This is a genomic window from Aeromonas sp. s4, assembly GCF_040907855.1.
Classification (GTDB): domain Bacteria; phylum Pseudomonadota; class Gammaproteobacteria; order Enterobacterales; family Aeromonadaceae; genus Aeromonas; species Aeromonas caviae.
Genome location: NZ_JBFOCP010000044.1, coordinates 64,931 through 90,367, shown reverse-complemented (window position 1 = coordinate 90,367; position 25,437 = coordinate 64,931). Strand labels below are relative to the sequence as shown.

At 63.7% G+C, this 25,437-nt stretch carries 19 protein-coding genes; 5 read left to right on the top strand and 14 right to left on the bottom strand.

Annotated features, from left to right (window positions below; all coding sequences use genetic code 11):
• Positions 1–100: 100 nt before the first annotated feature.
• Positions 101–1,273 carry an MFS transporter gene (locus AB5Y89_RS14700; protein WP_368224035.1) on the top strand — a complete coding sequence of 391 codons (1,173 nt, stop codon included), beginning with the start codon at positions 101–103 and terminating at the stop codon, positions 1,271–1,273.
• Positions 1,274–1,344: 71 nt separating this feature from the next.
• On the opposite strand, the gene AB5Y89_RS14695 is transcribed toward AB5Y89_RS14700, so the two are convergent.
• Complete coding sequence (locus AB5Y89_RS14695) at positions 1,345–2,229, bottom strand: LysR family transcriptional regulator (protein ID WP_049637266.1); 885 nt, start codon at positions 2,227–2,229, stop codon at positions 1,345–1,347.
• Positions 2,230–2,318: 89 nt separating this feature from the next.
• The gene (locus AB5Y89_RS14690) at positions 2,319–3,074 is read right to left on the bottom strand and encodes a YciK family oxidoreductase (RefSeq protein WP_319907972.1); all 756 of its coding nucleotides are present in this window, start codon (positions 3,072–3,074) and stop codon (positions 2,319–2,321) included.
• 224 nt (positions 3,075–3,298) lie between these two features.
• Between AB5Y89_RS14690 and sohB the strand changes: the two genes are divergently transcribed.
• Positions 3,299–4,306, top strand: a complete 1,008-nt coding sequence (gene sohB, locus AB5Y89_RS14685; RefSeq protein ID WP_368224034.1) for a protease SohB — start codon at positions 3,299–3,301, stop codon at positions 4,304–4,306.
• 230 nt (positions 4,307–4,536) lie between these two features.
• On the opposite strand, the gene astB is transcribed toward sohB, so the two are convergent.
• On the bottom strand, positions 4,537–5,874 hold the full coding sequence (astB, locus tag AB5Y89_RS14680; RefSeq protein WP_324029355.1) for an N-succinylarginine dihydrolase: 1,338 nt from the start codon (positions 5,872–5,874) through the stop codon (positions 4,537–4,539).
• Positions 5,875–6,234: 360 nt separating this feature from the next.
• Here astB and topA point away from each other — a divergent pair, with 360 nt between their 5' ends.
• A complete protein-coding gene (gene topA, locus AB5Y89_RS14675; RefSeq protein WP_039040523.1) occupies positions 6,235–8,856 on the top strand; it encodes a type I DNA topoisomerase in 2,622 nt (873 codons plus the stop codon).
• Between the two features lie 115 nt (positions 8,857–8,971).
• A complete protein-coding gene (locus AB5Y89_RS14670; RefSeq protein WP_164882089.1) occupies positions 8,972–9,142 on the top strand; it encodes a hypothetical protein in 171 nt (56 codons plus the stop codon).
• 83 nt (positions 9,143–9,225) lie between these two features.
• Here AB5Y89_RS14670 and AB5Y89_RS14665 read toward each other — a convergent pair whose 3' ends face one another.
• The 11 genes from AB5Y89_RS14665 to rimO form a co-directional block, all read right to left on the bottom strand.
• Entirely contained in the window at positions 9,226–9,576 is a 351-nt protein-coding gene (locus AB5Y89_RS14665; protein ID WP_039040524.1) for an MGMT family protein, read from the bottom strand.
• 66 nt (positions 9,577–9,642) lie between these two features.
• Positions 9,643–11,196, bottom strand: coding sequence for a methyl-accepting chemotaxis protein (locus AB5Y89_RS14660; protein ID WP_368224032.1), 1,554 nt, complete (start codon positions 11,194–11,196; stop codon positions 9,643–9,645).
• A 192-nt stretch (positions 11,197–11,388) separates the two neighbouring features.
• A complete protein-coding gene (locus AB5Y89_RS14655; RefSeq protein ID WP_201968696.1) occupies positions 11,389–13,245 on the bottom strand; it encodes a beta-N-acetylhexosaminidase in 1,857 nt (618 codons plus the stop codon).
• Positions 13,246–13,312: 67 nt separating this feature from the next.
• Positions 13,313–14,185 carry a BadF/BadG/BcrA/BcrD ATPase family protein gene (locus AB5Y89_RS14650; protein ID WP_368224031.1) on the bottom strand — a complete coding sequence of 291 codons (873 nt, stop codon included), beginning with the start codon at positions 14,183–14,185 and terminating at the stop codon, positions 13,313–13,315.
• 104 nt (positions 14,186–14,289) lie between these two features.
• On the bottom strand, positions 14,290–16,017 hold the full coding sequence (locus tag AB5Y89_RS14645; protein WP_368224051.1) for a glycoside hydrolase family 9 protein: 1,728 nt from the start codon (positions 16,015–16,017) through the stop codon (positions 14,290–14,292).
• 107 nt (positions 16,018–16,124) lie between these two features.
• Complete coding sequence (locus tag AB5Y89_RS14640) at positions 16,125–17,123, bottom strand: ABC transporter ATP-binding protein (protein ID WP_039040529.1); 999 nt, start codon at positions 17,121–17,123, stop codon at positions 16,125–16,127.
• Between the two features lie 11 nt (positions 17,124–17,134).
• On the bottom strand, positions 17,135–18,157 hold the full coding sequence (locus AB5Y89_RS14635; RefSeq protein WP_368224029.1) for an ABC transporter ATP-binding protein: 1,023 nt from the start codon (positions 18,155–18,157) through the stop codon (positions 17,135–17,137).
• Positions 18,154–19,059, bottom strand: coding sequence for an ABC transporter permease (locus AB5Y89_RS14630; RefSeq protein WP_010673904.1), 906 nt, complete (start codon positions 19,057–19,059; stop codon positions 18,154–18,156). The genes AB5Y89_RS14635 and AB5Y89_RS14630 overlap by 4 nt, the downstream gene beginning before the upstream one ends.
• A 1-nt stretch (position 19,060) precedes the next feature.
• Positions 19,061–20,044, bottom strand: a complete 984-nt coding sequence (locus tag AB5Y89_RS14625; RefSeq protein WP_010673905.1) for an ABC transporter permease — start codon at positions 20,042–20,044, stop codon at positions 19,061–19,063.
• Positions 20,045–20,161: 117 nt separating this feature from the next.
• Positions 20,162–21,844: an ABC transporter substrate-binding protein gene (locus AB5Y89_RS14620; RefSeq protein WP_010673906.1), complete on the bottom strand. Its 1,683-nt coding sequence runs from the start codon at positions 21,842–21,844 to the stop codon at positions 20,162–20,164.
• A 545-nt stretch (positions 21,845–22,389) separates the two neighbouring features.
• A complete protein-coding gene (rimO, locus tag AB5Y89_RS14615) occupies positions 22,390–23,718 on the bottom strand; it encodes a 30S ribosomal protein S12 methylthiotransferase RimO (protein WP_368224028.1) in 1,329 nt (442 codons plus the stop codon).
• A 266-nt stretch (positions 23,719–23,984) separates the two neighbouring features.
• On the opposite strand from rimO, the gene AB5Y89_RS14610 reads away from it, so the two are divergent.
• On the top strand, positions 23,985–25,076 hold the full coding sequence (locus tag AB5Y89_RS14610; protein WP_039039918.1) for an HD domain-containing phosphohydrolase: 1,092 nt from the start codon (positions 23,985–23,987) through the stop codon (positions 25,074–25,076).
• Positions 25,077–25,437 lie beyond the last annotated feature (361 nt).

Here is a 25,437-nt window from a genome sequence, read left to right as displayed (position 1 = left end):
CCTTGAGGTAGCTGTTGATAATGGCATAAAATAGCCGCCGCCATACGCCAAGCCCGCCCGCATCTGGCTCCTTTTTTTCTTCCATATCAATGGTATCTCTATGAGTTTGCTGTCTGCTGCCCGCAAGAGGCCGGATCCCGTCTCTCTCTCGTTTCTCGCCGTGACCTTCATGACCGGGGTGGCGGTGGCGCTGCAGGTGCCGACCTTGAGCCTGTTTCTGGCCGAGGAGGTGCAGGTGCGCCCCTTCCTGGTGGGGCTCTTCTACACGGTGAACGCGGTGATCGGCATCCTCATCAGCCAGTGGCTCGGCCACCGCTCCGACAACAAGGGGGATCGCAAGCAGCTGATCCTGCGCTGCTGCTTCGCCGGCATCGTGCTCTCCCTGCTGTTTGCCTGGAACCGGCAGTACTGGTTGCTGGTGAGCCTGGGGGTGCTGCTGGCGAGCCTGACCGCCACCGCCAGCCCGCAGCTGTTCGCCCTGGCGCGGGAATACGCCGACAGCCGCAACAAACAGGCCGACATGTTCAGCTCCGTGCTGCGGGCCCAGTTCTCCCTGGCCTGGGTGATCGGGCCGCCCATCGCCTTCGCGCTCGCCATCGGCTACGGCTTCAAGGTGATGTATCTGGCCTCGGCGCTGGCCTATGTCATCTGCGCCTTCGTGGTGTGGCGCTGGCTTCCCTCCCTGCCGCTGCCGGTGATGGACAGCGAGGTGGAGCGGGTGAGCAGCTGGCGGGATCCGTCGGTGCGGGCGCTCTTCATCGCCTCCACCCTGATGTGGACCTGCAACAGCATGTACCTCATCAACATGCCCCTCTACATCACCCGCGAGCTGGGGCTGGAGGAGAAGCTGGCCGGTTTGCTGATGGGCACGGCGGCGGCCCTGGAGATCCCCTTCATGCTGCTGGCGGGCTACTACACCCGGCGCTTCGGCAAGCGGCCCATGATGCTGCTGGCGGTGCTGGCCGGGGTCGGTTTCTATGGCGGTCTCGTGACCCTGTCGAGCCAGCATGCCCTCATTGCGCTGCAACTGCTCAATGCCATCTTCATCGGCATCGTGGCCGGCATCGGCATGTCCTATTTCCAGGACTTGATGCCGGGGCGCGCCGGGGTGGCGACCACGCTCTTTTCCAACAGCATCCGCACCGGCTCCATCATGGCGGGGGCCATCGCGGGGACGGTGGCGGAGTTCTGGAGCTTCCACGGGGTCTTCATGGTGGCGGCGGCCCTGGCGCTGATGGCGCTGGCCGCCTGCTGGCGGGTCCCCAACGTATAGGGGATGCAAAGGGGAGCCGATGCCCGGATGTGCCGGCACCAGTGCCCCGGTCGTGCGGGGAAGACGCGGCCTTACCTGGGGTTGTCTCCCTGGTATTCGATGCGCAGGCAGCGCAGCAGCAGCTCGGCCGCCGGCCCCAGCGCCTCCACCGAGGGGGTGAGCAGGTAGGTGTAGAGATAGCGCTCGCTGCCGCCGGTGAGATCGAGCTGCACCAGCGAGCCCTCGGCGAGCTCCTCCTGCACCAGGTGGCGGGGCACCCAGGCGTAACCCATGCCAAGGCGCACCATGTTGAGCACCTCATGATAGTGGGTCGCCTTCCAGCCGGTGTCGTCCGCATCGTTCCAGTCCACCGAGCGGTGGATGGGGGGATGCAGGCTTATCTGGTTGTGGCTGGCCAACACCTCGGCGGTGATGGGCTCTCCCTGCTCCGCAAGGGGGTGGCCCGCTGCGCACAGAGGAAGCAGACAGACTTCGTCCAGCGGCAGGCCGGTGCGATCCTGGGGCAGGTGCTCGGAGAGCATCAGATCTCCCGCCTGCAGCGCATTGAAGTGGCAGTGGATCCGCTCATGCAGGTTGATGCGGCATCCGCGGCTGCGGGGATAGAAGTGGGCCAGCGCCCGGTAGAGGCGCTCCCGCGGCTGCACCACGGACACATAGAGGTTGATCTGCGGCTCCCACTGCCGCTCCAGGTTGTTGGCCAGGTTCTCCAGCTCTTCCACCTGCTGGCTGAGCTGGCGCGCCCGCTTGAGGAAGATCTCCCCCGCCGGCGTCAACACCGCCTTGCGTCCCCGCACCTCCAGCAGGGCCACCCCCAGACTCTGTTGCAGCTTGGCAACCGCATGATTGAGGGAGGATTGGCTCTTGTTCAGCGCCTCGGCAGCCTGGGCATAACCGCCGCAGTCCACCACCGCCTGAAAGATCCGCCATTGCTCAAACGTGCTCTTGGGACGAAACATAGTGCAACCTGTCTGGGGCCGATGGGATTCAACAGGGCGCGCCTTGGCACCCCCTCTTCACTGTAATCCCATCCGGTTGATTTGTTGATTTATTTGGGCTGGGCCACGAAGGTCTTGCCGCTCTGGCCCTGACTGTCACGCCCCATCAGGTAGAGATAGAGGGGCATCAGATCGGCCGGGGTCTTGAGGGTTTGCGGATCTTCCGCCGGGAAGGCGCTGGCCCGCATCCTGGTGCGGGTGCCGCCCGGGTTCAGGGTGTTGACCCGCACCGTGGTGTTCTCCAGCTCGTCCGCCAGCACCTCCATCATCCCCTCGATGGCGAACTTGGAAATGGCATAGGTGCCCCAGTAGGCGCGCCCTTTACGGCCCACGCTGGAGGAGGTGTAGACGATGGACGCCTCGCCGTGCTCCTTGGCGGTCTGGCGAATGAGGGGCAGCAGCGCCTGGGTCAGCAGGAATTCGGATTTGACGTTGACCTGCATCACCTCGTCCCACTCCTGCTCCTGAATGTGTTCGAACGGCGACAGGGTGCCGAGCAGCCCGGCGTTGAACAGCACGCCATCGAGGCGGCCGAACTGCTGGGCGAAGGTCTCCGCCATGCCGCGGTAGTGGGCGGCAGTGGCCCCTTTCAAGTCCACCGGCACGATGGCGGGCAGGGGGTGACCGGCCGCTTCAATCTGGTCGTAGACCGCCTCCAGCTTGGCACTGGTACGCCCGAGCAGGATCACGGTGGCACCGTGGGCCGCATAGGTGAGGGCCGCTTCGCGGCCGATGCCGTCACCGGCACCCGTCACCAGAATGACCTTGTCCTTGAGCAGATCACGGGGGGCCTGATAGTCGAGCATGTGGACTCCTGTTAACAATGCCTGGCGGCTTGGCGCAACGAATCGAGTGGGCAAGTGTACTGACCCGGCCCGGCAGTTGACCAGTATGAGACGGCAAAAATGTGAATAAAACAGGGCGATAGCGTCGATCCCTCCGCCCTTGGCACGGAAGATGGCAGAGTTTTTGCGCGAGGGGGGCAAACTCCTTACTATGTGAAAAAACCGGACATAGCGCGGAGCATCAAGTGGCATTTTTGACCGAATACGGCCTGTTTCTGGCCAAGACCCTCACCTTCTTGCTGGCCATCGGCGCCGTCATCCTGATGGTGGCGAGCAGCCGCCTGCCCAAATCCCGCAAGGGGGAGCTGGTGGTGACCGATCTCTCCGGCGAGCTGGAGCAGGGGCGCCATCAACTGCAGGCAGCCCTGGCGGGCAAGGCCGAGCGCAAGCAGATGGAGAAGACCCGCAAGGCCGAGCACAAGGCCAAAGCCAAGGGGGAGGATGAGCGCAGCCGGCTGTTCGTCATCGACTTCAACGGCAGCATGGATGCCAAGGAAGTGGCCTCCCTGCGGGAAGAGGTGAGTGCCGTGATAGGCGTGGCCCGGCCCGGGGACGAGGTGCTGCTGCGCCTCGAATCCGGCGGCGGCGTGGTGCATGGCTACGGCCTGGCCGCCTCCCAGTTGCAGCGGCTGCAGGACAAGGACATCACGCTGACCGTGGCCATCGACAAGGTGGCGGCGAGCGGTGGCTACATGATGGCCTGCGTCGCGGACAAGATCCTGGCGGCGCCGTTCGCCATCGTCGGCTCCATCGGTGTCATTGCCCAGATGCCGAACTTCAACAAGCTGCTCAAGAAGCACGACATCGAATTCGAGATGCACACCGCAGGCCAGTACAAGCGCACCATCACCATGTTCGGCGAGAACGACGATCAGGGGCGGGAGAAGTTTCGCGAGGAGCTGGGGGCCATCCACGAACAGTTCAAGGCCTTCGTGGCCGAGCACAGACCCGGTCTCGACATCGACAAGGTGACCACCGGCGAGCATTGGCTGGCGAGCCAGGCCAAGCAGCTCGGACTGGTGGATGCGCTTTGCACCAGCGATGACTACCTGCTGGCCCAGGCCAGCCATCACAAGGTGGTCGGCATCCGCTACAGCAAACCCAGGAGCCTGACCCAGAAGCTTGGCAAGCAGGCGGCACTGGGGCTGGAGGGGGCCCTCGGCCGCCTGTGGCAGCAGAGCCCCTGGCGCTGAGAACCTGTTTCGAGCTTACAGCGAGGTCGTGATCAAGGCTCATGTGCTGCTCGGAATCCTCATGTGTATCTACACACTCCGGTTCCTGCGCAGCTCTTCACCTTGCTGACGATCTCTCGCTACAGCTCGTGAACAGGTTTTATAGCTCAGTGCAAAGGACTAAAAAGAGAGCCGGGCATTGCCCGGCTCTCTTTTTTTATTGCGTCGACTCTGCAGGCCGATGGCGCACCTCAGCGTTGGAAGGGATAGACGGAACCCAGTTTCAGGATCTGGGTCAGCTCGTCCAGGGCGGTGCGGGTCTCCAGCACCAGGGAGGGGTCGCGCAGATCGTCCAGCGCCAGGCTGTCGCGATAGTGCTTCTCGACCCACTGATCTAGGCGGGCAAACTGGCTGTCGGTGATGAGGCAGGCCGGGTTGACCGCGGCGAGCTCGGTGTCGTTCATGGCGACCCGCAGGCGCAGACAGGCGGGGCCGCCGCCGTTTCTCATGCTCTGCTTCACATCCATGTAGTGGACGTCCTTGATGGGGGTGCCCTGGGTCACCAGCCTGGCCAGATAGGCGGACACCGCCGGGTTGTCGCGGCATTCGGTGGGGGCGATGATCGCCATCTCGCCGGATGGCAGGGTGAGGATCTGGGTGTTGAACAAGTAGGATTTCACTGCATCCTGCACCGACACTTCGCTGGTCGGCACTTCGATGAAGTGCAGTTCCCCGTCGCCGAACTTGGTACGCACCTCGGCCAGCGCCGCCTCGGTATTGAGGAACGCCTGCTGGTGGAAGAAGAGCACGTTCTGGTTGCCCACCGCGATGACGTCGTTGTGGAACACCCCCTGATCGATCACGTCCGGGTTCTGCTGGATAAAGACGGCGCTCTCATCCCCAAGGCCATGCAGGCGGGCGATGGCCTGGCTCGCTTCCAGGGTCTGGCGGGCCGGGTAGCGTTTGGGGGCGGGCTGGGAGACGTCGAAGGCGCTGCGGCCATAGACGAACAGCTCGACCCCCGCTTCGCCATAGGCGCGGCACAGCCGGGTGTGGTTGGCGGCGCCTTCGTCACCGAAGTGGTCGTTCTCCGGCAGATGCTGGTGGTGATAGAAGTGGCGATCGTTGTTGAACACGGCCCGCAGGATGCGCCCGGTCACCTCGGGCTCCAGGGAGCGGTGGAACTTGTTGGTCAGGTTGGCGGGGGTGAAGTGGATGCGGCCATCCTGGGTGTCGGCGCTCGGGGAGACGGTGGCGGCGTTGGCAGTCCACATGCTGGAGGCGGAGTAGCAGGCGGCCAGCACGGCGGGGGCCTGTCTGGCAGCCTGGGCGAGGACGCTGGCGTCGTTGCCGGTGAAGCCCAGGCGGCGCAGGGTCGCGAGATCCGGTCTCTCCTGTGGCGCCAGCACGCCCTGCACCATGCCGAGGTCGGTCAGCGCCTTCATCTTGCGCAGCCCCTGCTTGGCCGCTTCCTTGGGGTTGGAGGCCTCTTTGGCGTTGCTCTGGGAGGCGACGTTGCCATAGGAGAGGCCGGCATAGTTGTGGGTGGGGCCGACCAGGCCGTCGAAGTTGACCTCGAAGTGCTTCATGATCACATCCTTTCGATTTTTATATGGGGAGCGGTTCCTTCCGCGCACAAAGCTGCGGTGTGCGGCCATTATAAAGAGATTTCATCCTTTGTAACAAGCTGATAACCAGAATGGGTTTTTATGTCACAAGGGTGGCTGGATATGTCATTTCCAATCTAAAAAAGGGGGGGATATAGCATAAAAACAAAAAAGCGGTTGCTTCCCGCGCCCCGGCTTCGCATTAATAAATAAAGAAGCAGGGCGGTTCGGGCTGTCGGGCAAATTGACCCGCAAGATTGCTTTTTCCCGTCAAATCTCTTATACAGCCCCACAAAACCGCACGCCAACCCCGTCGGGTGCAATGAGGATAATAGTTACAGCATGGGCAAATCACTGGTCATCGTGGAGTCTCCGGCCAAGGCCAAGACCATCAACAAATATTTGGGCAAGGACTACGTGGTGAAATCCAGCGTAGGCCACGTGCGCGATCTGCCGACCAGCGGCAGCGCCAGCACCGAGCCCAAAAAACCTGTCATTCGCGGCATCAAGCTCAGCGAATCCGAGAAGGCGGCCAAGGATCGCAACGCCCTGTTCTCAAGGATGGGCATCAACCCGACCGCAGGCTGGCAGGCCAACTACCAGATTTTGCCCGGCAAGGAAAAAGTGGTCAGCGAGTTGCAAAGTCTGGCCGCCAAGGCCGACACCATCTATCTCGCAACCGACTTGGATAGAGAGGGGGAAGCGATCGCCTGGCACCTGCGCGAGATCATCGGTGGCGACGACAGCCGCTACAAGCGCGTGGTGTTCAACGAGATCACCAAGAGCGCCATCCAGGAGGCGTTCGCCCAGCCGTCCGAGCTGAACATTCATCGCGTCAACGCCCAGCAGGCCCGTCGTTTCCTCGACCGGGTGGTGGGTTACATGGTCTCCCCGCTCTTGTGGAAGAAGCTGGCCCGCGGCCTCTCCGCCGGTCGGGTGCAATCCGTCGCGGTGCGCCTCATCGTCGACAAGGAGCGCGAGATCAAGGCGTTCGTGCCGGTGGAGTTCTGGGATCTCAACGCCGACCTGCTCACCGCCGAGAAGAGCGAGCTGCGCATGGAGGTGGTCAGCCGCAATGGTGCCGACTTCAAGCCGGTGACCCAGGCCGAGACCTTCGCCGCCGTAGCGGCCCTGGAAGGGGTCGACTACAAGGTGGTCAACCGGGAAGACAAGCCGACCGGCTCCAAGCCGTCCGCTCCCTTCATCACGTCCACCCTGCAGCAGGCGGCTTCTACTCGTCTGAGCTTCGGGGTCAAGAAGACCATGATGATGGCCCAGCGTCTCTATGAAGCGGGTTACATCACCTATATGCGTACCGACTCCACCAACCTCAGCAAAGAGGCGGTGGATGCGGTGCGGGAATACATCGGCGAGCAGTATGGCGCCGCCTACCTGCCGAGCGATCCGAACCTCTACGGCGCCAAGGCCAATGCCCAGGAGGCCCACGAGGCGATCCGCCCCTCCAGCGTCCAGGTGACTGCCGAGATGCTGGAAGGGATGGAGCCCGATGCCATGCGGCTCTATGACCTCATCTGGCGCCAGTTTGTCGCCTGTCAGATGACCCCGGCCCAGTACGACTCCTCCACCCTGACCGTCAAGGCAGGGGAGTTCGAGCTCAAGGCCCGTGGCCGCACCCTGCGCTTCGCCGGCTGGACCAAGGCCCTGCCGCCCATGGGCCGCAAGGGTGAAGACAGCCAGCTGCCGGCGGTGACCGTCGGTGAGGTGCTGAAACTGGTCAAGCTGGATCCGCGCCAGCACTTCACCAAGCCGCCCGCCCGCTTCACCGAAGCGGCCCTGGTGCGCGAGCTGGAAAAGCGCGGCATCGGCCGTCCGTCCACTTACGCCTCCATCATCTCCACCATCGTCGACCGTGGGTATGTGCGGGTCGAGAGCCGCCGCTTCTTCGCCGAGAAGATGGGGGAGATCGTCACCGACCGCCTGGTGGAAAACTTCGTCGAGCTGATGAACTACGAGTTCACCGCCAAGATGGAAGACAAGCTCGACGGCATCGCCGAGGGGAGCCTGGAGTGGAAGAAGGTGCTCGACGCCTTCTACGCCGAGTTCACCCAGGAGCTGGAGCAGGCCGATAAGCCCCATGAAGAGGGGGGCATGCGTGCCAACCAGATGGTGCTGACCGACATCGACTGCCCGGATTGTGGCCGCAAGATGGGTATCCGTACCGCCACCACCGGCGTCTTCCTCGGCTGCTCCGGCTATGCCCTGCCGCCCAAGGAGCGCTGCAAGAAGACCATCAACCTGGTCAGTGCGGACGAGTTCGTCTCCGCCACCGACGGGGACGAGGCGGAAACCGATGCCCTGCGAGCCAAGCATCGCTGCGGGATCTGCGGCACCGCCATGGACGCCTACATCATCGACGACAGCCGCAAGCTGCACGTCTGCGGTCGCAACCCGGATTGCGATGGCTACGAGGTGGAGCAGGGGCAGTTCAAGCTCAAGGGCTACGAAGGGCCGAGCATCGAGTGCGATCGCTGCGGCTCCGAGATGCAGCTCAAGAACGGCCGTTTCGGCAAATACATGGGTTGCACCAACGAGAGTTGCAAGAACACCCGCAAGATCCTGAAAAATGGCGACATTGCGCCGCCGAAAGAGGATCCGGTACCCCTGCCCGAGCTGAAATGCACCCAGTCCGACGCCCACTTCGTGCTGCGGGACGGCGCCGCCGGCCTCTTCCTGGCCGCCAGCAACTTCCCCAAATCCCGCGAGACCCGTGCGCCCCTGGTGGAGGAGCTCAAGCGCTTCCGCGATCGCCTCTCCCCCAAGCACCAGTACCTGGCGGACGCCCCGGCGTCAGATCCTGACGGAAACGCCTCCGTGGTGCGCTTCAGCCGCAAGACCAAGGAGCAGTACGTGATGACCGAGGTCAACGGCAAGGCGACCGGCTGGACAGCCCATTACGACAACGGAAAATGGCAGGAGAGCCTGCCCAAGGCGAAGAAAGCCTGATGGCGACGCCGCTCACAGCATGATGAAAGAGGCCCCTTGCGAGGGGCTTCTTTGTTGGTGGATGGCGATATACTGGAATGGCTGCATGGATGGCAGCGCAAGACAGGGAGTTGTCATGGAGATACATGAAATACGGCCGGGCATGACCTGCCTGACCCGTGAAGGGACAGCCTATGTGCTGGAGGTGGACAGACAGAGTCTGCTGGTGCTCTTGCAACGGGAAGATGAGACCATCCCGGTACAGGTGCGCAGCGATGACATTCTGGGACCCATTGCCAGCGACTAGGGAAGAGAACGTGACGGAGGGCGATCACAGAGGCCCTCCCTTTGTTGCAAGAGCCCCCATCCCTTCGGGACGTGCCAGCCTCGTCAGAAGGGAACCAGAAAGAGCAGCTCGGCCAGGTCGGGCTGCCACTGCCACTCCCGCATCCTGACCCGCCCGCCAATCACGGGCACCCCCTCCTCCTGCAGCAGCCCTGCTTGCTTGTCAAAGCCTGCGGATCCTTTTGGCAGCGAAATGGTGCCTGCCGCCCCCAGCACCCGGTGCCAGGGCAGCACCTTGTCGGTCTCCCGCAAGACTTTTCCCACCAGCCTGGCCCGTCCGGGCAGGCCCGCGAGATCCGCCACCTGGCCGTAGCTCACCACGCGGCCGGGGGGGATCAGGGCGAGGATCGCCTCGATGCGGGCCGTCTTGTCCAGAGGGGGCGCGTTCGTTCTCATGATGATGGCTCGTCAAAAACAGCAGAAGCGCCATTGTGGCGCTTCTGTCATGGGGCTTGCAATCTGTCAGCCGAAGGTCTGGCTCAGTCCCCTGAGCTCGCGGGCCCGCCTGAGCAGCTCCTGGCTGGAGTCGTCCACCGCCTGGATCTTCTGGCTGTTGGCGCGGGAGTATTCGGAGATCTGGTGGATGTTGCGGCTGATCTCCTCCACCACCACCTGCTGCTGCTCCGCGGCGGCGGCGATCTGGGTGGAGAATTCGGTCACCTGATCGATTTCCCCCAGCACCAGGTGCAGGTTGCCTGATCCCTGGCGGGTCATCTCGACACATTCCCGTGTCTGGGCCAGGTTGTCCTGCATCATGCCCTGCCAGCGTTCCAGGGTGTGCTGGATCTGGCTGATGCTGCCCTGGATCTGCTCGGTCGCCTTGTGGGTACGGGTCGACAGGGTGCGCACCTCGTCCGCCACCACGGCGAAGCCGCGGCCCTGCTCCCCGGCCCGGGCCGCCTCTATGGCGGCGTTCAGCGCCAGCAGGTTGGTCTGTTCGGCTATGCCCTGGATTTCACCCATCACGCTGCCAATGCGCTCCGACTCGCTGGCGAGCTCCACCGCGGAGTGGAAGGCCTGCTCCGCCTGGCTGGCCAGCCTGATCATCTGCTGCTGGGTCTGGTCCAGCTGTTCCACCGTGCTCTGGCAACTGCTGCGCGCCTCGGTCACCTGGCCGTTGGTGTCCTGGATGTTGCGGGCGATTTCGTGGGCGGTGCTGGCCATCTGGGTCATGGCGGCCGCCATCTGCTGGGTCTGGGCATCCTGCTCGTTGATGTCGAGGAAGGCGCGGTGTGAGGAGTCCTGCAGATCGGTTGCCAGGGCCTGAAGCGGATGAGTGGCATCGTCGACCCGCCCCAGCACGGTGCGGATCCGGGCCTGCAGCATCTTCAGGTGAAAATCGGCGATGGCACCCGGGGCATCCCCCGAATAGACCAGCCGGGTCAGGCTGTCATATTGCTGACCGAGCTGCCTGAGATAGCGGGGCAGGGCGATGAGTTCGCGCCAGTAGGCGCCCGCAATGGCGAGGGGGGGAAGCAGCATCAGCAGCGCGGTGAGGGGGCCCTGGGTGAGGGCGGCCCAGACCAGCAGCGCCAGCAGCGGCAGGCCGAGCATCAGCGGCCTGAAACGGCGCAGCGAGGGGCGGGCCGGGGTGCCCCGTTGCTCGGCCGAAAGCAGGGCCCGATAGGCCTGGGCGGCAGCCTGCTTGAGCTGGGGGTCGGGCTTGCAGCGCACCGACTGGTAGCCGCTTATCTTGCCGTGCTCGTAGATGGGGGTGACGTAGGCGTCGACCCAGTAATAGCGGCCATCCTTGCAGCGGTTTTTCACCACTCCCCGCCAGGGGTTGCCCTCCTTGAGGCGATCCCAGAGGTCGGCGAAGGCGGCCTTGGGCATGTCGGGGTGGCGAACCAGGTTGTGGTTGTGGCCGACCAGTTCATCGACCTGGTAACCGGCGATGCGGCAGAAGGCGGGGTTGGCGTAGGTAATGACGCCGCGCAGATCCGTGGTGGAAACGAGTTGCACGTCGGCGGGAAATTCCACTTCACTGTCCACGACCTGGGCGTGTTTGCGGGCCATAAGGGTAAGCTCCGATCTGTTTGCTGATTGTTATTGTGGCGGAACCGCAGGGAGGTGCATCCCCTGTCTGGTTTCATCGGGGGCCTTATTTTGCCAACAAAGGCAGATGAAAAGTAGGGGCTAGGTTGGGTTTTTGTTGTCGACGGGTAAAAAAACGGCGACCAAAAGGTCGCCGAAAAGAAAAAGATAACACTACCTCTGTGGCACCCGGTAACGCACTTGCAACTGGTCGAGGATGTGCAGCTGGCCGGGCAGACGGGCGACGAAGTGCTCCCACACCTTGCGGGCGGGAGTGCTCCAGGCCACCTCTGCCGTGGCCAGCATGCGCGGGAACAACATGTAGTCGAGACGATCGCGAGAGGTGATCAGTTCCGACCACAAGGGGCTCAGCACCCCCAGGATGTTATCGTTGGCATGGAAATCGGCCGGGGCAGGATCGCATGCATGCACCTGCGCCAGGTTGAGGGTACCCGCCCAGTAGAGTCCCGGCTCGTGGATGTCCTGACTCCAGGCGAGATCCAGATAGAGGTGCTGGGCAGGCGCCATCACCACGGGGTAACCGGATGCGGCGGCATCCAGGCCGGCCTGGAAGCTGGTCCAGGCGAAGACGGTGGCCTCCCGGCTCACCTTGTCACCGTGAAGTATCTCCTCCCACCCCAGCATCTGCTTGCCCTTGCCAGCCAGGTAGTGCTGGCAGTGGCGCAGCAGGTGGCCCTGCAGCTCGCGGCAATCCTGATACCCTTGCTCGGCCATCAGCTGCTGGCAGGCGGGACTGTCGGTCCAGACGCCGGTGGGCACTTCGTCCCCCCCCATGTGAACCTGACTCCCTGGGAAGAGATCGCACACCTCGTCCATCACGGCGTCCAGGAACCGGTAGGTGCCGGGCAGTGCCGGGTTAAGCACGTTGTCGTCGAAATATTGCACCGAGAGGTAGCGGGAGCGGTCTGCCTCTTCCACCAGCATCTCGGGCAGCGCCTTGATGGCGGCGTGACAGTGCCCCGGGATGTCTATTTCCGGAATGATGGTGATGCCAAGCCCGGCGGCGTAGGCGACCAGCTCGCGCACCTCGCTCTGGGTGTAGTAACCACCGTAGGGATCGGGGCCGCCGCTCAGCTGGGGCCCCACCGCCAGGCCATGGCCGCGCCAGGCTCCCACTGCGGTCAGCTGGGGGAAGGCCTTGATCTCCAGGCGCCACCCCTCGTCATCGGTGAGGTGCCAGTGGAAGCGGTTGAACTTGTAGAGGCTCATCTGCTTGAGCAGGCGCTTGAGGGTGGCGATGGAGTGGAAGTGGCGGGCACAGTCGAGGAAGATGCCGCGAAAACCGAAGCGCGGTGCATCCCGCACCGTCAGGCAGGGCAGGCTCTCTCCGTGTTGGAGTGCCCACTGGGCCAGGCTCACCAGCCCGTGGCGCCAGCCCGCCTCGCCGGCGGCCCGGATGACGATCTCCTCAGGGGTGATGGTGAGCTCATACCCCTCGGGGGGAAGTGTCGCCTCGACGAGGTGGATCTCCGCATCGTGATCCTGGGTCAGGGCCAGGCCTGTCAGCTCGTTGAAATGGGCGAGCAGGGAGGCGAGGGGAACGGGGCCGTCGACGTGGGCCCGCTCGGCCAGCCGGAAGTTGCCTTCTGTATAAATCAGGTGGGCGGGCTGGGGCACGAGGCCGTTGACGGCCTCCACCTGTGGCAGGTCGGGTCCCGGGGAGGGCGGGTTGGTCAGGCCAAGGTCTTCCCCCTCCAGCACCAGGGGTTGCAGCTGTCCCTTGCTCTCCAGGCTCAGGAAGAAACCCTTGGGCATATCGGAGTCATGCTTGAGCGGGGTGTTGCGACAACAGAAGCGCAGCTCGCTCACCCCCTCATGGGGCACCATGACCTTGTAACTGCCGCTCTGGCGCTCCAGGGAGCCCCCTTCGATCGAGTGGGGATCGATCTGGCGGGCGAGGCAGAAGTGGAGTTTCCAGGGGGCTGCTGGCAGTTGGCTCAGGGTGAAGCGAAACCAGACATCGTCACCGTCACGGTGATCGACCCGGGTGTGGATCAGGGGTGCGGACATGGGAATTCCTCTGATGGGGTGAAGGAAACGGGAGCCTGTCCCGTAGGTGTTGTCGGCCCGGCAAGGCTCAGGGATGCAGACATGGCAGCGCCTCCGTCCTGGCAAACAGGATGGCCCCCTCCAGCGCGTCGCGCTTGGGGGCGACCAGATGGAAGTGGCCCAGACGGGGGGCGAGGCGCGTGCCGATGCCGCCCAGCAGGGCGATCCGGTCTGCCCCGAGCTGGGTCATGCCCTCCAGCAGCATGCCGAGCTGGGCACAGGTCTCATCCAGCAGGGCGGTGGCGAGCTCGTCCCCGTCGCTCGCGGCATCGAACACCCAGGGGGCGAAGCGGCCATAGTCGGCCGGGATGGCGCGCGCAGCCCAGCGCACCACCTCGGCCTGATCCCGATTGAAGTGATCCATCAGGCGCACCGCCAGGGTGCTGGGGGGCAGGATGCCGTCGTGGCAGAGCAGGGATTGCTGGATGGCGCGCAGCCCGAGCCAGGCGCCGCTGCCGAGATCCGAGACGGGGAATCCGCGACCCGAGCAGGTGCGAAGGCGTCCCTCCCGGTAGATGAGCCCCGCCGAGCCGGTGCCCGCGATCAGGATGGCCCCCTCCTGGCCGTCGAAGGCGCCGAGGCAGGCACCAAAGGCATCGGAGGTGAGCTTCACCCGCGCAAACGGGAAGGGCATGGTCAGCATGGCGTGGTAGCAGTCGGCGAGCTCGGCGGAGGCGAGTGCGAGCCCGACTCCCATCCGTTGTTCGCTCTCCCTGGGCAGACCCGCGTCGATGCGGGCCTGATCGATGGCAGCCAGCACATGGCCGTGGGCGATGGCGATGCCCAGCTCCAGATTGGAGCCAGCGGCGCGCCCCTCGCCGAGCAGCTTGCCTGTGTTGTTGCGAATGCGGGCCCGGGTGTGGGTGCCGCCGCCATCCACCCCGACCCAGAACTCAATCATGGGGGCCTCCCTGCGCGCTTTGCCAGGTGATGGTCAGGGTAAACCTGGCTGGCGGTATGGAGGAGCCAGGGCTCTCCCCGGTGCCAGTGATGTTCGAACCGCTCTCAATCATGGTGGCCTCCTTGTGCGCTCTGCCAGGTGATGGCCAGGGCGAACCAGGCGGCGTGCGGGATCCATTGCTCCCCCCAGCGCCAGTTCTGATCCAGCCGATCCTTGTACGCCTCTGGAATAAAGGCCACGTCATTTTCGTCATCGAAGCCGGCGGTGATGCCGTTGCAGATCCCCCCCTGTGCATTGGGGTAGCCGGCGGTGTATTCCGGGTTGTTGATGCCCTGACCCGCCAGCATGCAGGCGTTGAAGGGGTTTCTCCCCAGGATCCAGTCGAGCTGCTGCTGGCCGAAGGTGCAGAGCAGTGCGCTCTGCCCGGGCAGGTGCTGTGCGGCAGCAAATGCCATGGTGGCGAGCGATGCCAGCCGGGCATTCTCCCCCTGCCACCAGTAACCGGATTCGTTGTGGTGGGGCATGAAAAAGCTCACCCGGGGCGTCTCATCGACCCCTTTCACATACTGGCGGGCGAGGGCGAAGGGATTGCCTGCCCGGGCCGCGAGAGCCAGCTCGGCGGCCAGGGCCTGCTCGGCGACGGTCCGGGCCGCCCACTGGCGCGCCGGATCCGGCTCGATGGCGAGATACTCCAGCAGCGCCAGCACCGGCAGGCCGGCCTCGGCGGCGTGGTAGTAGGGGCGAGAGCCATCGTCGTTGGCGGCCCAATGGTGGCCGAGATCGGGATGGGCGCGCTGGCGGGCGCACAGCCGGCCGGCCCGATCCCGCGCCTCGGCGAGCCACTCGGCGCCCAGCGTTCTGGTGAGCTCGACCGCCGCCAGCAGGGCGCAATAGTCGTCGATGATGTTCTCGACCCCGTCATCCAGGTAGGCGAGGTTGTGCTCGCGCAGGTGCAGGTAGCCGCGTCTGGCCGCCTCGGCGTACTGGCTTGTGTCAAGGTCGCCGCCAATCGGTTCCCGGGCGGCGCGGGCCAGGGCGGCGATGGCCATGCCGCCCCCCTGGCGAAAACCCGCCTGCCAGCGGGCGGACTTGATCCCCTGCTGGGTCGCATAGGCGCACAGCTCCCGCTGTTCGGGATCCTTGCTCCACTTGTCGAACAGGGTCATGTAGAAGAAGCCGCGCTCGTCCTGCATCCGGCAGAGAAAATCCGCCCCGTGCAGCCCCTCGTCATTGAGCCGTTTGCACAGGTTCATCCCGTCGATGTCGCGACGTGTCGCCAGGAGCTCCCGGCACTTGAGCAGGGACCAGACTACCATGGGGGTCTGCTGGGGATTGAGGTAGTTGGCGTAGGAGAGGTGACTCAGGTACTTGCTCATGTCGCCGCTGGCGTCGAACCAGCCGCCATGTACGTCCCGGCGCTGATCGGTGCCAAAGAGGCGTGCCCTGCGGTCCGCCCGATCGAAGGTGCCGCTGGTGCGTTGTCCCTTGAAGTAGTGGATGACATCGGAGAGGCAGCGGCGCGCCAGCAGCCCCCGGCCGATGGCAAAGGGGGGGGAGCGCACCAGGCGCTCCTGCGCTCCCGTGGTCACGACGGCTTCCAGCCGGTAGTGGCCGGGCTCGGTGAAGGCGGAGAAATCGGCCCGCCAGTAGTGGCGCCCCTGCCAGCCGGGGACGCATCCCGCCGCCACCAGCGGCGTCTCCAGCAGGAGGTGGTCGTCCTGCTGGCGCAGCAGCCTGACGTGGCCGCGGATATCGAGGTCGGCGCCGCACTGCAGCAGGGCGCTCTTCTCCCCGTCACATTCGTAACCCACCTGGTTGATCAAAAGTTCCATCAAGGTCTTACTCCGAAGGCTCGCCCCTGGCGGGCGAAGCTCATTGCGGGGCCTTGCGGCCCCGACGTGAGGCATGGCCGGGCGACGGCGCCCGGCCGCGGGCCTGCTTACCCCTGTTCGTGGAGGTAGCAGCGCACGAAGTGGTTGTCGGCGAGCCGGGTCACCGGCGGCAGGCTCTCCTTGCAGCGGGGCATGGCCTGATGGCAGCGCCCGGCAAAGGGACAGCCACGGGATTCCGGGGTCCAGAGCGGGATTTCCCCCTTGCGGCCTCCCTCCAGCTCGGCGTGGATGCTCTTCTCGGGGTCCGGCACCGCCGAGATGAGCAACTGGGTGTAGGGATGCTGGGGGTGGTGCAGGATCTCGTCCACCTCCCCCCACTCCACCATGTGACCCACGTACATCACCGCCAGATCTTCCGCCACGTAGCGGGCGGTGGCGATGTCGTGGGTGATGTAGAGCATGGAGACGCCGAGCTCGTTCTTCATCTGCTCCATCAGGTTGAGGATGCCGATGCGAATGGAGACGTCGAGCATGGAGGTGGGCTCGTCCGCCAGCACCACTTCCGCCTCCACCGCCAGGTTGCGGGCGATGTTGACCCGCTGGCGCTGGCCGCCGGAGAGCTGGTGCGGGTACTTGGCCGCGGTCGCCTTGGCGGGGGTCAGCCCCACCTTTTCAAGGAGGCCATAGACCATGTCGGGCAGATCCCGCTTGTCACTCACCTTGCTGTGCAGCAGCAGGGGGCGGGCGATGTGGTGGTAGATGGTGTGGGTCGGATTCAGTGAACCGAACGGATCCTGCCACACCATCTGCACGCTCTGGCGATAGTCCAGCAGGGCGGTGCCCTTGTTGAACTCCTCGAGGTCGCGGCCACGGTAGAGGATGCGGCCGTTGGAGAGCTTGTACATCTTGGCGATGATCTTGGCGATGGTGCTCTTGCCGGAGCCGGATTCCCCCACCACTGCCAGGGCGCGGCCCCGGTGCAGGTTGAAGGTGATGTCGGACAGTGCCCGCATCTTGCCGCTCTTGATGGCGTTGGAGTTGACGGCGAAGTCCTTGTAGAGGTGCTGGACCTCGATGATGGGCGCGTCGGTTTGGGCGATTTGCATGACAGACATCCTTAACAGCCAGCGGCCTTGTCCAGATGGATCGGAAGATCCGGTTGTTCCTCTGCTGCCTCATGAAGGTGGCAGGCAGCCTGTTGGCCGGGCCGGATCTCGGCCAGCCGGGTGTATTCCTGGCGGCAGCGCGCGTGCACCTTGGCGCAGCGTGCCTGGAAGCGGCAGCCCACCGGCACCTCCAGCAGGTTGAGGGGGCTGCCAGGGATCCCCTCCAGCACGGTCTTGGGCCCGTGCAGGGGGGGGAAGGAGTTGCCAAGGCCCCGGGTGTAGGGGTGCAGGGGCGCGGTCAGGATCGCCTTGGCCGGCGCCACCTCCACCAGTTCCCCCGCGTACATGATGCCGATGCGATCGCAGAACTCGACCATGAGCGAGAGGTCATGGGTGATGAAGAGGATGGAGAAGTTGAACTTCGCCTTGAGCGCATAGACCTTCTGCAAAATCTCCCGCTGCACCACCACGTCGAGCGCCGTGGTGGGCTCGTCCATGATCAAGAGCTCGGGGTTGAGGGCCATGGCGATGGCGATCACCAGCCGCTGGCGCATGCCGCCGGAGAACTGGTGCGGGTAGTCCTTGAGCCGGCTCGGGTGGATGTCGACGATCTCCAGCAGCGCCTGGGCACGCTTGATCGCCTCATAGCGGGTCATGCCGGGGTTGTGGGCCAAGAGCACGTCGCAGAACTGCTCCTCCATGCGCAGCACGGGGTTGAGCGCATTCATGGCGGACTGGAACACCACGCTCGCCTGGCGCCAGCGGTAGCTGCGCAGTCGCTCGTCGTCGAAGCCGAGGATGTTCTCTCCCTTGAACAGGATCTCGCCGCCGCTGATGTAGGCGGGCGGCTTGTGCAGGCGCGCCACCGAGAAGGCGACCGTGGACTTGCCGCAGCCGGACTCGCCGGCGAGGCCGAACACCTCACCCGGCATGATGTCAAAACTGACCGAATTGACGGCGCGCACGTCGCCGCTCTCGGTGATGTAGTCGACGCAGAGCTGGCGCACCGACAGCAGGGGTTGTTGCGGCTTCATGCTGTCTTCTCCTGAGCAGTGATGGGAGTGGCAAGCTGCTTCCAGCGACGCAGGCCCTTGTGGGAACGAAGCTGCGGGTTGGCAATTTCGTCGATGGCGAAGTTGAGCATGGCCAGACCCGCCCCCAGGGTGGCGATGGCGAAGCAGGGGGCCAGGATCTCCCACCAGGCGCCCACCAGGATGGCGCTCGAGGTCTGGGCGTTGTAGAGCATGATGCCCCAGCTCACGACGGTGGGGTCGCCGAGTCCCAGGAACTCCAGGGTCGCCTCGGTGACGATGGCGTAGATGATGGACCCGATGAAGCTCACTCCGATGATGGAGATGAGGTTGGGCAGTATCTCCACCAGGATGATGCGCCAGGCCGGTTCACCCAACACCTCTGCGGCGATGACGAACTCCTTTTCCCGCAGGGCCAGGGTCTGGGCGCGGATGACCCGGGCACCATAGGCCCAGGAGGTCAACCCTATGATGAGGGCGATCACCATGGGGGAGGCCTCTCCGATGAAGCTCGCCAGCACCAGCAACAGGGGGAGGTTCGGGATCACCAGCACCACGTTCATCAGGAAGGTGAGGCACTCGTCCACCACGCCGCCGAAGTAGCCGGCGGTGATGCCCACCGTGATGGCCAGGGCGCACACCAGCAGGCCTGCCCCGAAGCCCACCATCAGGGAGATGCGGGCGCCGTTGGTGAACTGGGCCCAGAGATCGTGGCCCATGCGGTTGGAACCCATCACCAGCTCCACGCTGGGGGGCTGGTGGGGGCGGGCGACCCGCTTGGTGGGTTCGTTGCTGGCGAGCAGCGGGGCGAACAGGGCCATCAGCACGAAGGTGACCACGATGGCGAGGCCGAAGGCGGCCTTCTTGTTGCCCAGCAGGATTTTCAAGATAGTCGGCATACGCATCTTATTTGCCTCCTGTACGCAGACGGGGATCCAGGAAGACGTAGAGCACGTCCGCCAGGAAATTGAAGCTGAGCATGGTGATGGTCATGATGAGCAGTTGCCCCTGGATGAGGGGGTAGTCACGGGCCAGGATGCCCTGATAGAGGGTCAATCCCAGGCCGGGGTAGTTGAAGATCACCTCGGTGATGAGGGATCCGCCGATGACGAAACCGAGCGCCATGGAGAGGGCGGTGACGCTGGGCAGCACGGCGTTGCGCGCGCCGTAGTTGAAGATCACCCGGTTGCTGGAGAGCCCCTTGGCCTTGGCCATGGTGATGTAGTCCTCGCCCAGGAGATTGATCATGTTGTTGCGCATGGTGATGAGAAAGCCTCCTACCTGCACGGCGGCCAGGGTGCCCACCGGCATGATGGCGTGCAGCAGGATGCTCTTGATGTGCTCCCAGCCAAAATCGGCGGGGATCTCGGGGCTGTAGGCGTAGCCGATGGGCAGCCAGCCGAGGCTCACTCCGAACAGGAAGAGGGCGAGCAGGGAGACCACCACGGGGGGGATGGCCTGCATCACCAGGGTGAGCGGGGAGAGGATGCTGTCCATGCGTCCGCCCCGGTACCAGGCGGCGAAGATGCCGACGATGGAGCCGATGGAGAAGCTCAGAATGGTGGAGGTGCCCACCAGGAACAGGGTCCAGCCGATGGCGCGGCCGAGGACGTCGGCAACCGGTTGGGGGTAGTAGCGCACCGAGGTGCCGAGATCCCAGGTGAAGACGCTCTTCACATAGGTGAGAAACTGGGTGCCGATGGGGCCGTCCACGAAACCGAAGGTGGCTTTGAGGGCTTCCAGCGCGGCGGGTTCCATCATGGCGCCGGCCCGGGCAAACATGACGGAGACGGGGTCCCCCGGCATGGCTCTGGGTAGCAGGAAGTTGATGGTGGCGGCCACCAGGAAGGCGACCAGATAGAAGGAGAAGCGTCTAAGTATAAATCCCATGGTGATACCTTTTACTGCAAGCCTGCCCCGCGCCGGGCAAAGCTCCCCCAACCCCGGCAACGACGGGGGATGGAAGACATGGCGGGGAAGAGGGCCCCCCGCAGGGGGCCGGGGTGATTAGCTGTTTGGCTTGAGTGACAGCACGTGCAGCAGACGCTCCGGGGTGTCCGGGTGAACCTGCGGCTTGGCGACCGGGTTGTCGGCACTGAACCAGCCATTGAAGCGCTTGGTGCTGTATTCGTACCAGGTCGGGTTGTTGAACACCGGGATGATGGTCTGGTTGGCCCCGACACGCTCCTGGATGGCGAACATGATCTCCTTCTGCTTGGCCGCATCGGCGGTCTGGGTGAAGTCGTCGATCAGCTTGTCGAGCTCGGGATCCTTGTAGCGGGGCGCCGCGAAGCGGTTGCCGCGCTCACCCATGTTGCGGGAGTGGAAGGCGGTCTCGAAGTACTTGTGCGGGTTGGCACCGGCAAAGTAACCCTGCAGGGCGACGTCGAAGTCACCGGTGATCAGGGACTCGGTCCAGACGGTGGCTTCCGGGGTGGCGGTCTTGGCGTTCAGGCCCAGGGCCTGCAGGCCTTCGACCCCGATCTGGACGGTGTTGACCCAGTCGGTCCAGCCGTTCGGTACCAGCACCTTGAACTCGATCTTCTTGCAGCTCGGGGTGTCGAGGAACTTGTCGCCGTCACAGTCCTTGTAGCCCGCCTGTTTCAGCAGGGCCTTGGCCCCTTCCAGGTCGAACTTGTTGTACTTGCCGTACTTCTTCTCGACGTCCGGGTTGTCCCAGGAAGCGAATGCCTTGCCAAGCCCTGACGGGTACTCGTTGACGGTGGGGTAGCCGTAGCCCGCGATGTCCACCATGGACTGGCGGTCCATGGCCATGGAGAAGGCGCGGCGGAAGTTGATGTCGTTGAAGGCCTCGTGGTTGCCCGGGTTCTTGCTCTGGAAGTTGACGTTGAACGCCACTGTGCCGGAGGCGGGGAACCAGTACTTGTTGTTCTTCGGATCGTTGCCGACGTAGAGGCGCTCGATGTCCGGCACGAAGGAGCCGAACCAGTCCACGTCACCCTTCATCACGGCGGCCAGAACCTGGTCGTTGGTGGCCATCTGCGGCATGCGCAGGCAGTCGATGGAGAGGCTGGCGTTGTCCCAGTAGTGCGGGTTGCGGCACTGGGTGTAGAGCTGGGCGGAGAAGTTGTCCACTTCGGTGAAGGGACCGGTCCCGACCGGCTTGTCGTTGGTGAAGGCCACCGGGTCTTTCACCGACTTCCACTGATGCTCCGGCACGATGGGCACCAGCACCAGGTCGTTCACCACGTTGGTGTTGATCTCGGCCAGGTCGAATTTGACCTTGTGGTCACCCAGCTTCTCGACACCCTTGATCTGAGTCCAGATGGAGCGCTCGTCCAGCGCCTTGTTGGCCTTGACCAGGTTGAAGGAGAAGAGGATGTCGTCGGCGGTGAAGGCTTCACCATCGGACCACTTGACCCCTTCGCGCAGGTCGAAGGTGACGGATTTCAGATCATCGCTGAAGGCGTAGTGGGTAGCCAGACGATAGACGGGTTTACCACCCTGCATATCGTTGAAGATCACCAGCGGCTCATAGATGAAGTGACGGGTGGTGTGGAGCAGACCCGCTTGCAGGAAGGGGTTGAAGTTCTTGACCCATGCGGTTTCCTGCTGGGCAACCAGGGTCAGCACCGTCTTGTTGTCGGCGGCCATGGCTGTACCGGTGGCACCGGCAAGCAGAGTTCCCAGCATGACTGAGGTCGCGATTTTGGATACTTTGGCAAGCATATTTTTTCCTTTCTTATTGGTCTTCCATGGTTTTGGAATGGAGCACCGACATCGCATGCTTGGATACCGGCCCTCGCTGTTGGTCAGGTTTTGCACCCTTGTAGTTGTGTCGTCCAACGCCCTTAGAAAAGCAGAATTAACAGGAAAACAACAACTCTTCATTTCGTCGATATCGTAAAAATTGCACGGCGCACGTCATTATCGTCAAAATGCATTTTAAATCCTTTTAAATTATAAAGTTGCATTAATTCTCACAAAGTAAAAAGTCACCTTGCCACTCCCTGTGACAACGATAATGTGAGCTGGATCGTGCTCGTTTTTTCCCCGTTGACACGGCTTATTTTTGCGCAGGAAACAAGCGACTCATGTGGCAGGAGAGAAGTGTGCGCTGGTTCACGGGCGCGTGCGAAAAGAGCAAGGGGAGGGAGATCGATGACGAGGGGCGGGACAGGGGATGACAGGGGGGCATGCAAGAGCCTGACGGGCGGCGGACATTAAAAAAGCCAGTCGGTGAGACCGACTGGCTTTGAGGGGGAGTGGCGTGATTATTCCACCAGGCTGGCCCACAGGTCGTACTCGTCCGCTTCGTCGATGCGGACCTTGACCATGTCGCCGGGCTTGAGGCCGGTTTCACCGTTCAGGTAGACCAGGCCGTCGATCTCGGGGGCATCGGCGGCGGAGCGGCCGGTGGCACCCTCTTCGTCCACCTCGTCGATCAGCACCAGCATCTCTTTGCCCATTTTACGGGCCAGCTTGCGGATGGAGACCTGCTGTTGCAGCTCCATGAAGCGCTGGAAGCGTTCTTCCTGCACCTCGGCCGGCACCGGATCCGGCAGCTCGTTGGCCTTGGCCCCCTCGACCGGGCTGTATTTGAAGCAGCCAACCCTGTCCAGTTCCGCCTTGTCGATGAAGTCCAGCAGCATCTGGAACTCTTCCTCGGTCTCGCCGGGGAAGCCGACGATGAAGGTGGAGCGCAGGGTGATCTCGGGGCAGATCTCGCGCCACTTCTGGATCCGCTCCAGGGTGCGCTCGACGGAGCCGGGGCGCTTCATCAATTTGAGGATGCGCGGGCTGGCGTGCTGCAGCGGGATGTCGAGGTAGGGGAGGATTTTGCCGTCGCGCATCAGGGGGATGACGTCATCCACGTGCGGGTACGGGTAGACGTAGTGCAGGCGCACCCACATACCGAGCTTGGCCAGCTCTTCGCACAGGGCCACCATGCTGGTCTTGACCGGCATGCCGTCGTAGAAACCGGTGCGGTGCTTGACGTCCACGCCGTAGGCGGAGGTGTCCTGGGAGATCACCAGGATCTCCTTCACGCCAGCCTCTTTCAGGCGCTTGGCTTCGGCCAGCACTTCGCCGATGGGGCGGCTCACCAGATCCCCGCGCATGGAGGGGATGATGCAGAAGGTGCAGCGGTGGTTGCAGCCTTCGGAAATCTTGAGATAGGCGTAGTGGCGCGGGGTCAGCTTGACGCCGTGGGCCGGCACCAGGCTGGTGAAGGGGTTGTGGGTGGGTTTTTCCACGTATTTGTGGACGTGGCCCAGCACCTCTTCATAGGCGTGGGGACCGGTTATTTCGAGCACCTTGGGGTGGATCTCGCGGATCTGGTTCTCTTTGGCACCCAGGCAGCCGGTGACGATCACCTTGCCGTTCTCGGCCAGGGCTTCACCGATAGCTTCCAGGGACTCCTGCACCGCGCTGTCGATGAAGCCGCAGGTGTTGACCACCACCAGCTCCGCATCGTCATAGCTGGGCACCACGTCGTACCCTTCGGTACGCAGCTGGGTCAGGATGCGTTCGGAATCGACCAGGTTTTTGGGGCAACCCAAGGAGACGAATCCTACTTTGGGGGCCTGTTTTGTGTTGGACATCGCTCAATCACTCTTAGGTGGCTCTTATTCAAGGGCGCGGATTTTACCGGAATGGCTAACCAAAAACTATACAGCCGACACGTCGGAAGCGAACAATCTCTTTGCCCGGGGAAGCGGGGTGGGGCGGCGTGACATGACCACGGGCAGGGAGGGGGCCGTCGCCGGTGCGGGCGGGATCACGATCCCTGTGCGCCGTCACCATTTGGCAGGAGGGGCAAAACGGGTGTCACTATACTCCCAACAGGCCTATCAGAAGGATGTGCGGGATGGAGAGTTCATTTGGTGAGAAAGTGCAGAACGTGCACGCCACCCTCAGGCAGCGGTTTGACAAGTTGAGCCGGGTGGCGATCGCCATCTACGACCCGCAGACGGACCAGCTCAAGACCTTTGCCCACAGCACGGACGGGGGCTCGCCGCTGTTGCAGTACGAGGTCAGGCTGAGCGAGGTGCCTTCCCTGCGCTACCTGGCCGAGCACCAGCAGCCCAGGGTGCTCGACACCCTGGATTCCCTGCTGGGCTCCCCCTCCGAGCACAGCCGCAAAGTGCTGGCGGCCGGGTACGCGTCGAGCTATACCGAGCCGCTGCTGCTCAACAGTCGCTTGTTCGGCTTTCTGTTTTGCGATGCCAAAGAGCCCGGTTACTTCGATGGCGCCATTTGCGGTGAGCTGGCGGCCTATGCCCAGATCCTGGCGGCCATCATCGCGGTGGAGTTCTTCTCCATCCAGACCCTGAACGGGGCCCTGACCACGGTGCGGGAGTTCAGCCGCTACCGGGACGAGGAGACCGCCAATCACCTGCACCGCATGTCGGCCTATTCGCGGCTCATCGCCCGGGAGGTGGCGGCCCATTACCCCTTGAGTGACGAGGAGGTGGAGTTCATTCACCTTTTTTCCGAGCTGCACGATATCGGCAAGATTGCGGTGCCCGACGCCATCCTGCTCAAGCCGGGCAAGCTCACGGCCGAGGAGTACGGGGTGATGAAGACCCACCCCTTCAAGGGGAGGGAGATGATCGCCCTGATGATCCGAGAGTTCGGCCTCGACGGCATCCATCACACCGACATGCTCAAGAACATCATCGCCTACCACCACGAGCGTTTCGACGGTCAGGGCTACCCGGAAGGACTGGCGGGGGAGGCGATCCCCCTGGAGGCCCGCATCGTCGCGGTGGCGGATGTGTTTGACGCCCTCACCAGCGAGCGCCCCTACAAGCAGGCCTGGCCCCTCGAAACGGCCTTCGAGTACCTCAAGACCCATGCCGGCAGCCAGTTCGACCCTGTCTGCGTCGCGGCGGCGCTGCAAAGCCGGGAGGCGTTTTGTGCCATCCATCGGCAATATCGGGATCCCGTGATCACCTGATTGCGCCTCTCTCTCCTCCCCGGCTTCTCCCGGATTCCCCAGGCCCCGTCATCTGATGGCGGGGCCCTGGGGCCCTCTCTTGTTTCATCGCCTTGAGGTGCATCCGGCGCCGGGGGGGGGCTCTGCGGCATTGCGGCTTTGCGGCGGGGCAGGGCGCCGCGGTGGGCGGGGCGGCCAACGGGAGGATTGTCCAGGGTACGGTCATAAGAGTGCCTTATAAAGAGAGGCCAGATATTAGCCGTATGACTGGCATGAGGCCGCTGGCGGGCACGATATGGCCGGGGCGGCGCCTCTGGCGGCCCGTCCCGTCGCGATGTCGGCTCGGTGGTGACGCTTTGATCATTTCAATAATTCTTGTATA

Excerpts from the sequence above, each read along its gene's own strand:
- AB5Y89_RS14700 (WP_368224035.1), top strand. The coding sequence starts at position 101 with ATGAGTTTGCTGTCTGCTGCCCGCAAGAGGCCGGATCCCGTCTCTCTC.
- AB5Y89_RS14695 (WP_049637266.1), bottom strand. The coding sequence starts at position 2,229 with ATGTTTCGTCCCAAGAGCACGTTTGAGCAATGGCGGATCTTTCAGGCG.
- AB5Y89_RS14690 (WP_319907972.1), bottom strand. The coding sequence starts at position 3,074 with ATGCTCGACTATCAGGCCCCCCGTGATCTGCTCAAGGACAAGGTCATT.
- astB (WP_324029355.1), bottom strand. The coding sequence starts at position 5,874 with ATGAAGCACTTCGAGGTCAACTTCGACGGCCTGGTCGGCCCCACCCAC.
- topA (WP_039040523.1), top strand. The coding sequence starts at position 6,235 with ATGGGCAAATCACTGGTCATCGTGGAGTCTCCGGCCAAGGCCAAGACC.
- AB5Y89_RS14670 (WP_164882089.1), top strand. The coding sequence starts at position 8,972 with ATGGAGATACATGAAATACGGCCGGGCATGACCTGCCTGACCCGTGAA.
- AB5Y89_RS14665 (WP_039040524.1), bottom strand. The coding sequence starts at position 9,576 with ATGAGAACGAACGCGCCCCCTCTGGACAAGACGGCCCGCATCGAGGCG.
- AB5Y89_RS14660 (WP_368224032.1), bottom strand. The coding sequence starts at position 11,196 with ATGGCCCGCAAACACGCCCAGGTCGTGGACAGTGAAGTGGAATTTCCC.
- AB5Y89_RS14655 (WP_201968696.1), bottom strand. The coding sequence starts at position 13,245 with ATGTCCGCACCCCTGATCCACACCCGGGTCGATCACCGTGACGGTGAC.
- AB5Y89_RS14650 (WP_368224031.1), bottom strand. The coding sequence starts at position 14,185 with ATGATTGAGTTCTGGGTCGGGGTGGATGGCGGCGGCACCCACACCCGG.
- AB5Y89_RS14645 (WP_368224051.1), bottom strand. The coding sequence starts at position 16,017 with ATGGAACTTTTGATCAACCAGGTGGGTTACGAATGTGACGGGGAGAAG.
- AB5Y89_RS14640 (WP_039040529.1), bottom strand. The coding sequence starts at position 17,123 with ATGCAAATCGCCCAAACCGACGCGCCCATCATCGAGGTCCAGCACCTC.
- AB5Y89_RS14635 (WP_368224029.1), bottom strand. The coding sequence starts at position 18,157 with ATGAAGCCGCAACAACCCCTGCTGTCGGTGCGCCAGCTCTGCGTCGAC.
- AB5Y89_RS14630 (WP_010673904.1), bottom strand. The coding sequence starts at position 19,059 with ATGCGTATGCCGACTATCTTGAAAATCCTGCTGGGCAACAAGAAGGCC.
- AB5Y89_RS14625 (WP_010673905.1), bottom strand. The coding sequence starts at position 20,044 with ATGGGATTTATACTTAGACGCTTCTCCTTCTATCTGGTCGCCTTCCTG.
- AB5Y89_RS14620 (WP_010673906.1), bottom strand. The coding sequence starts at position 21,844 with ATGCTTGCCAAAGTATCCAAAATCGCGACCTCAGTCATGCTGGGAACT.
- rimO (WP_368224028.1), bottom strand. The coding sequence starts at position 23,718 with ATGTCCAACACAAAACAGGCCCCCAAAGTAGGATTCGTCTCCTTGGGT.
- AB5Y89_RS14610 (WP_039039918.1), top strand. The coding sequence starts at position 23,985 with ATGGAGAGTTCATTTGGTGAGAAAGTGCAGAACGTGCACGCCACCCTC.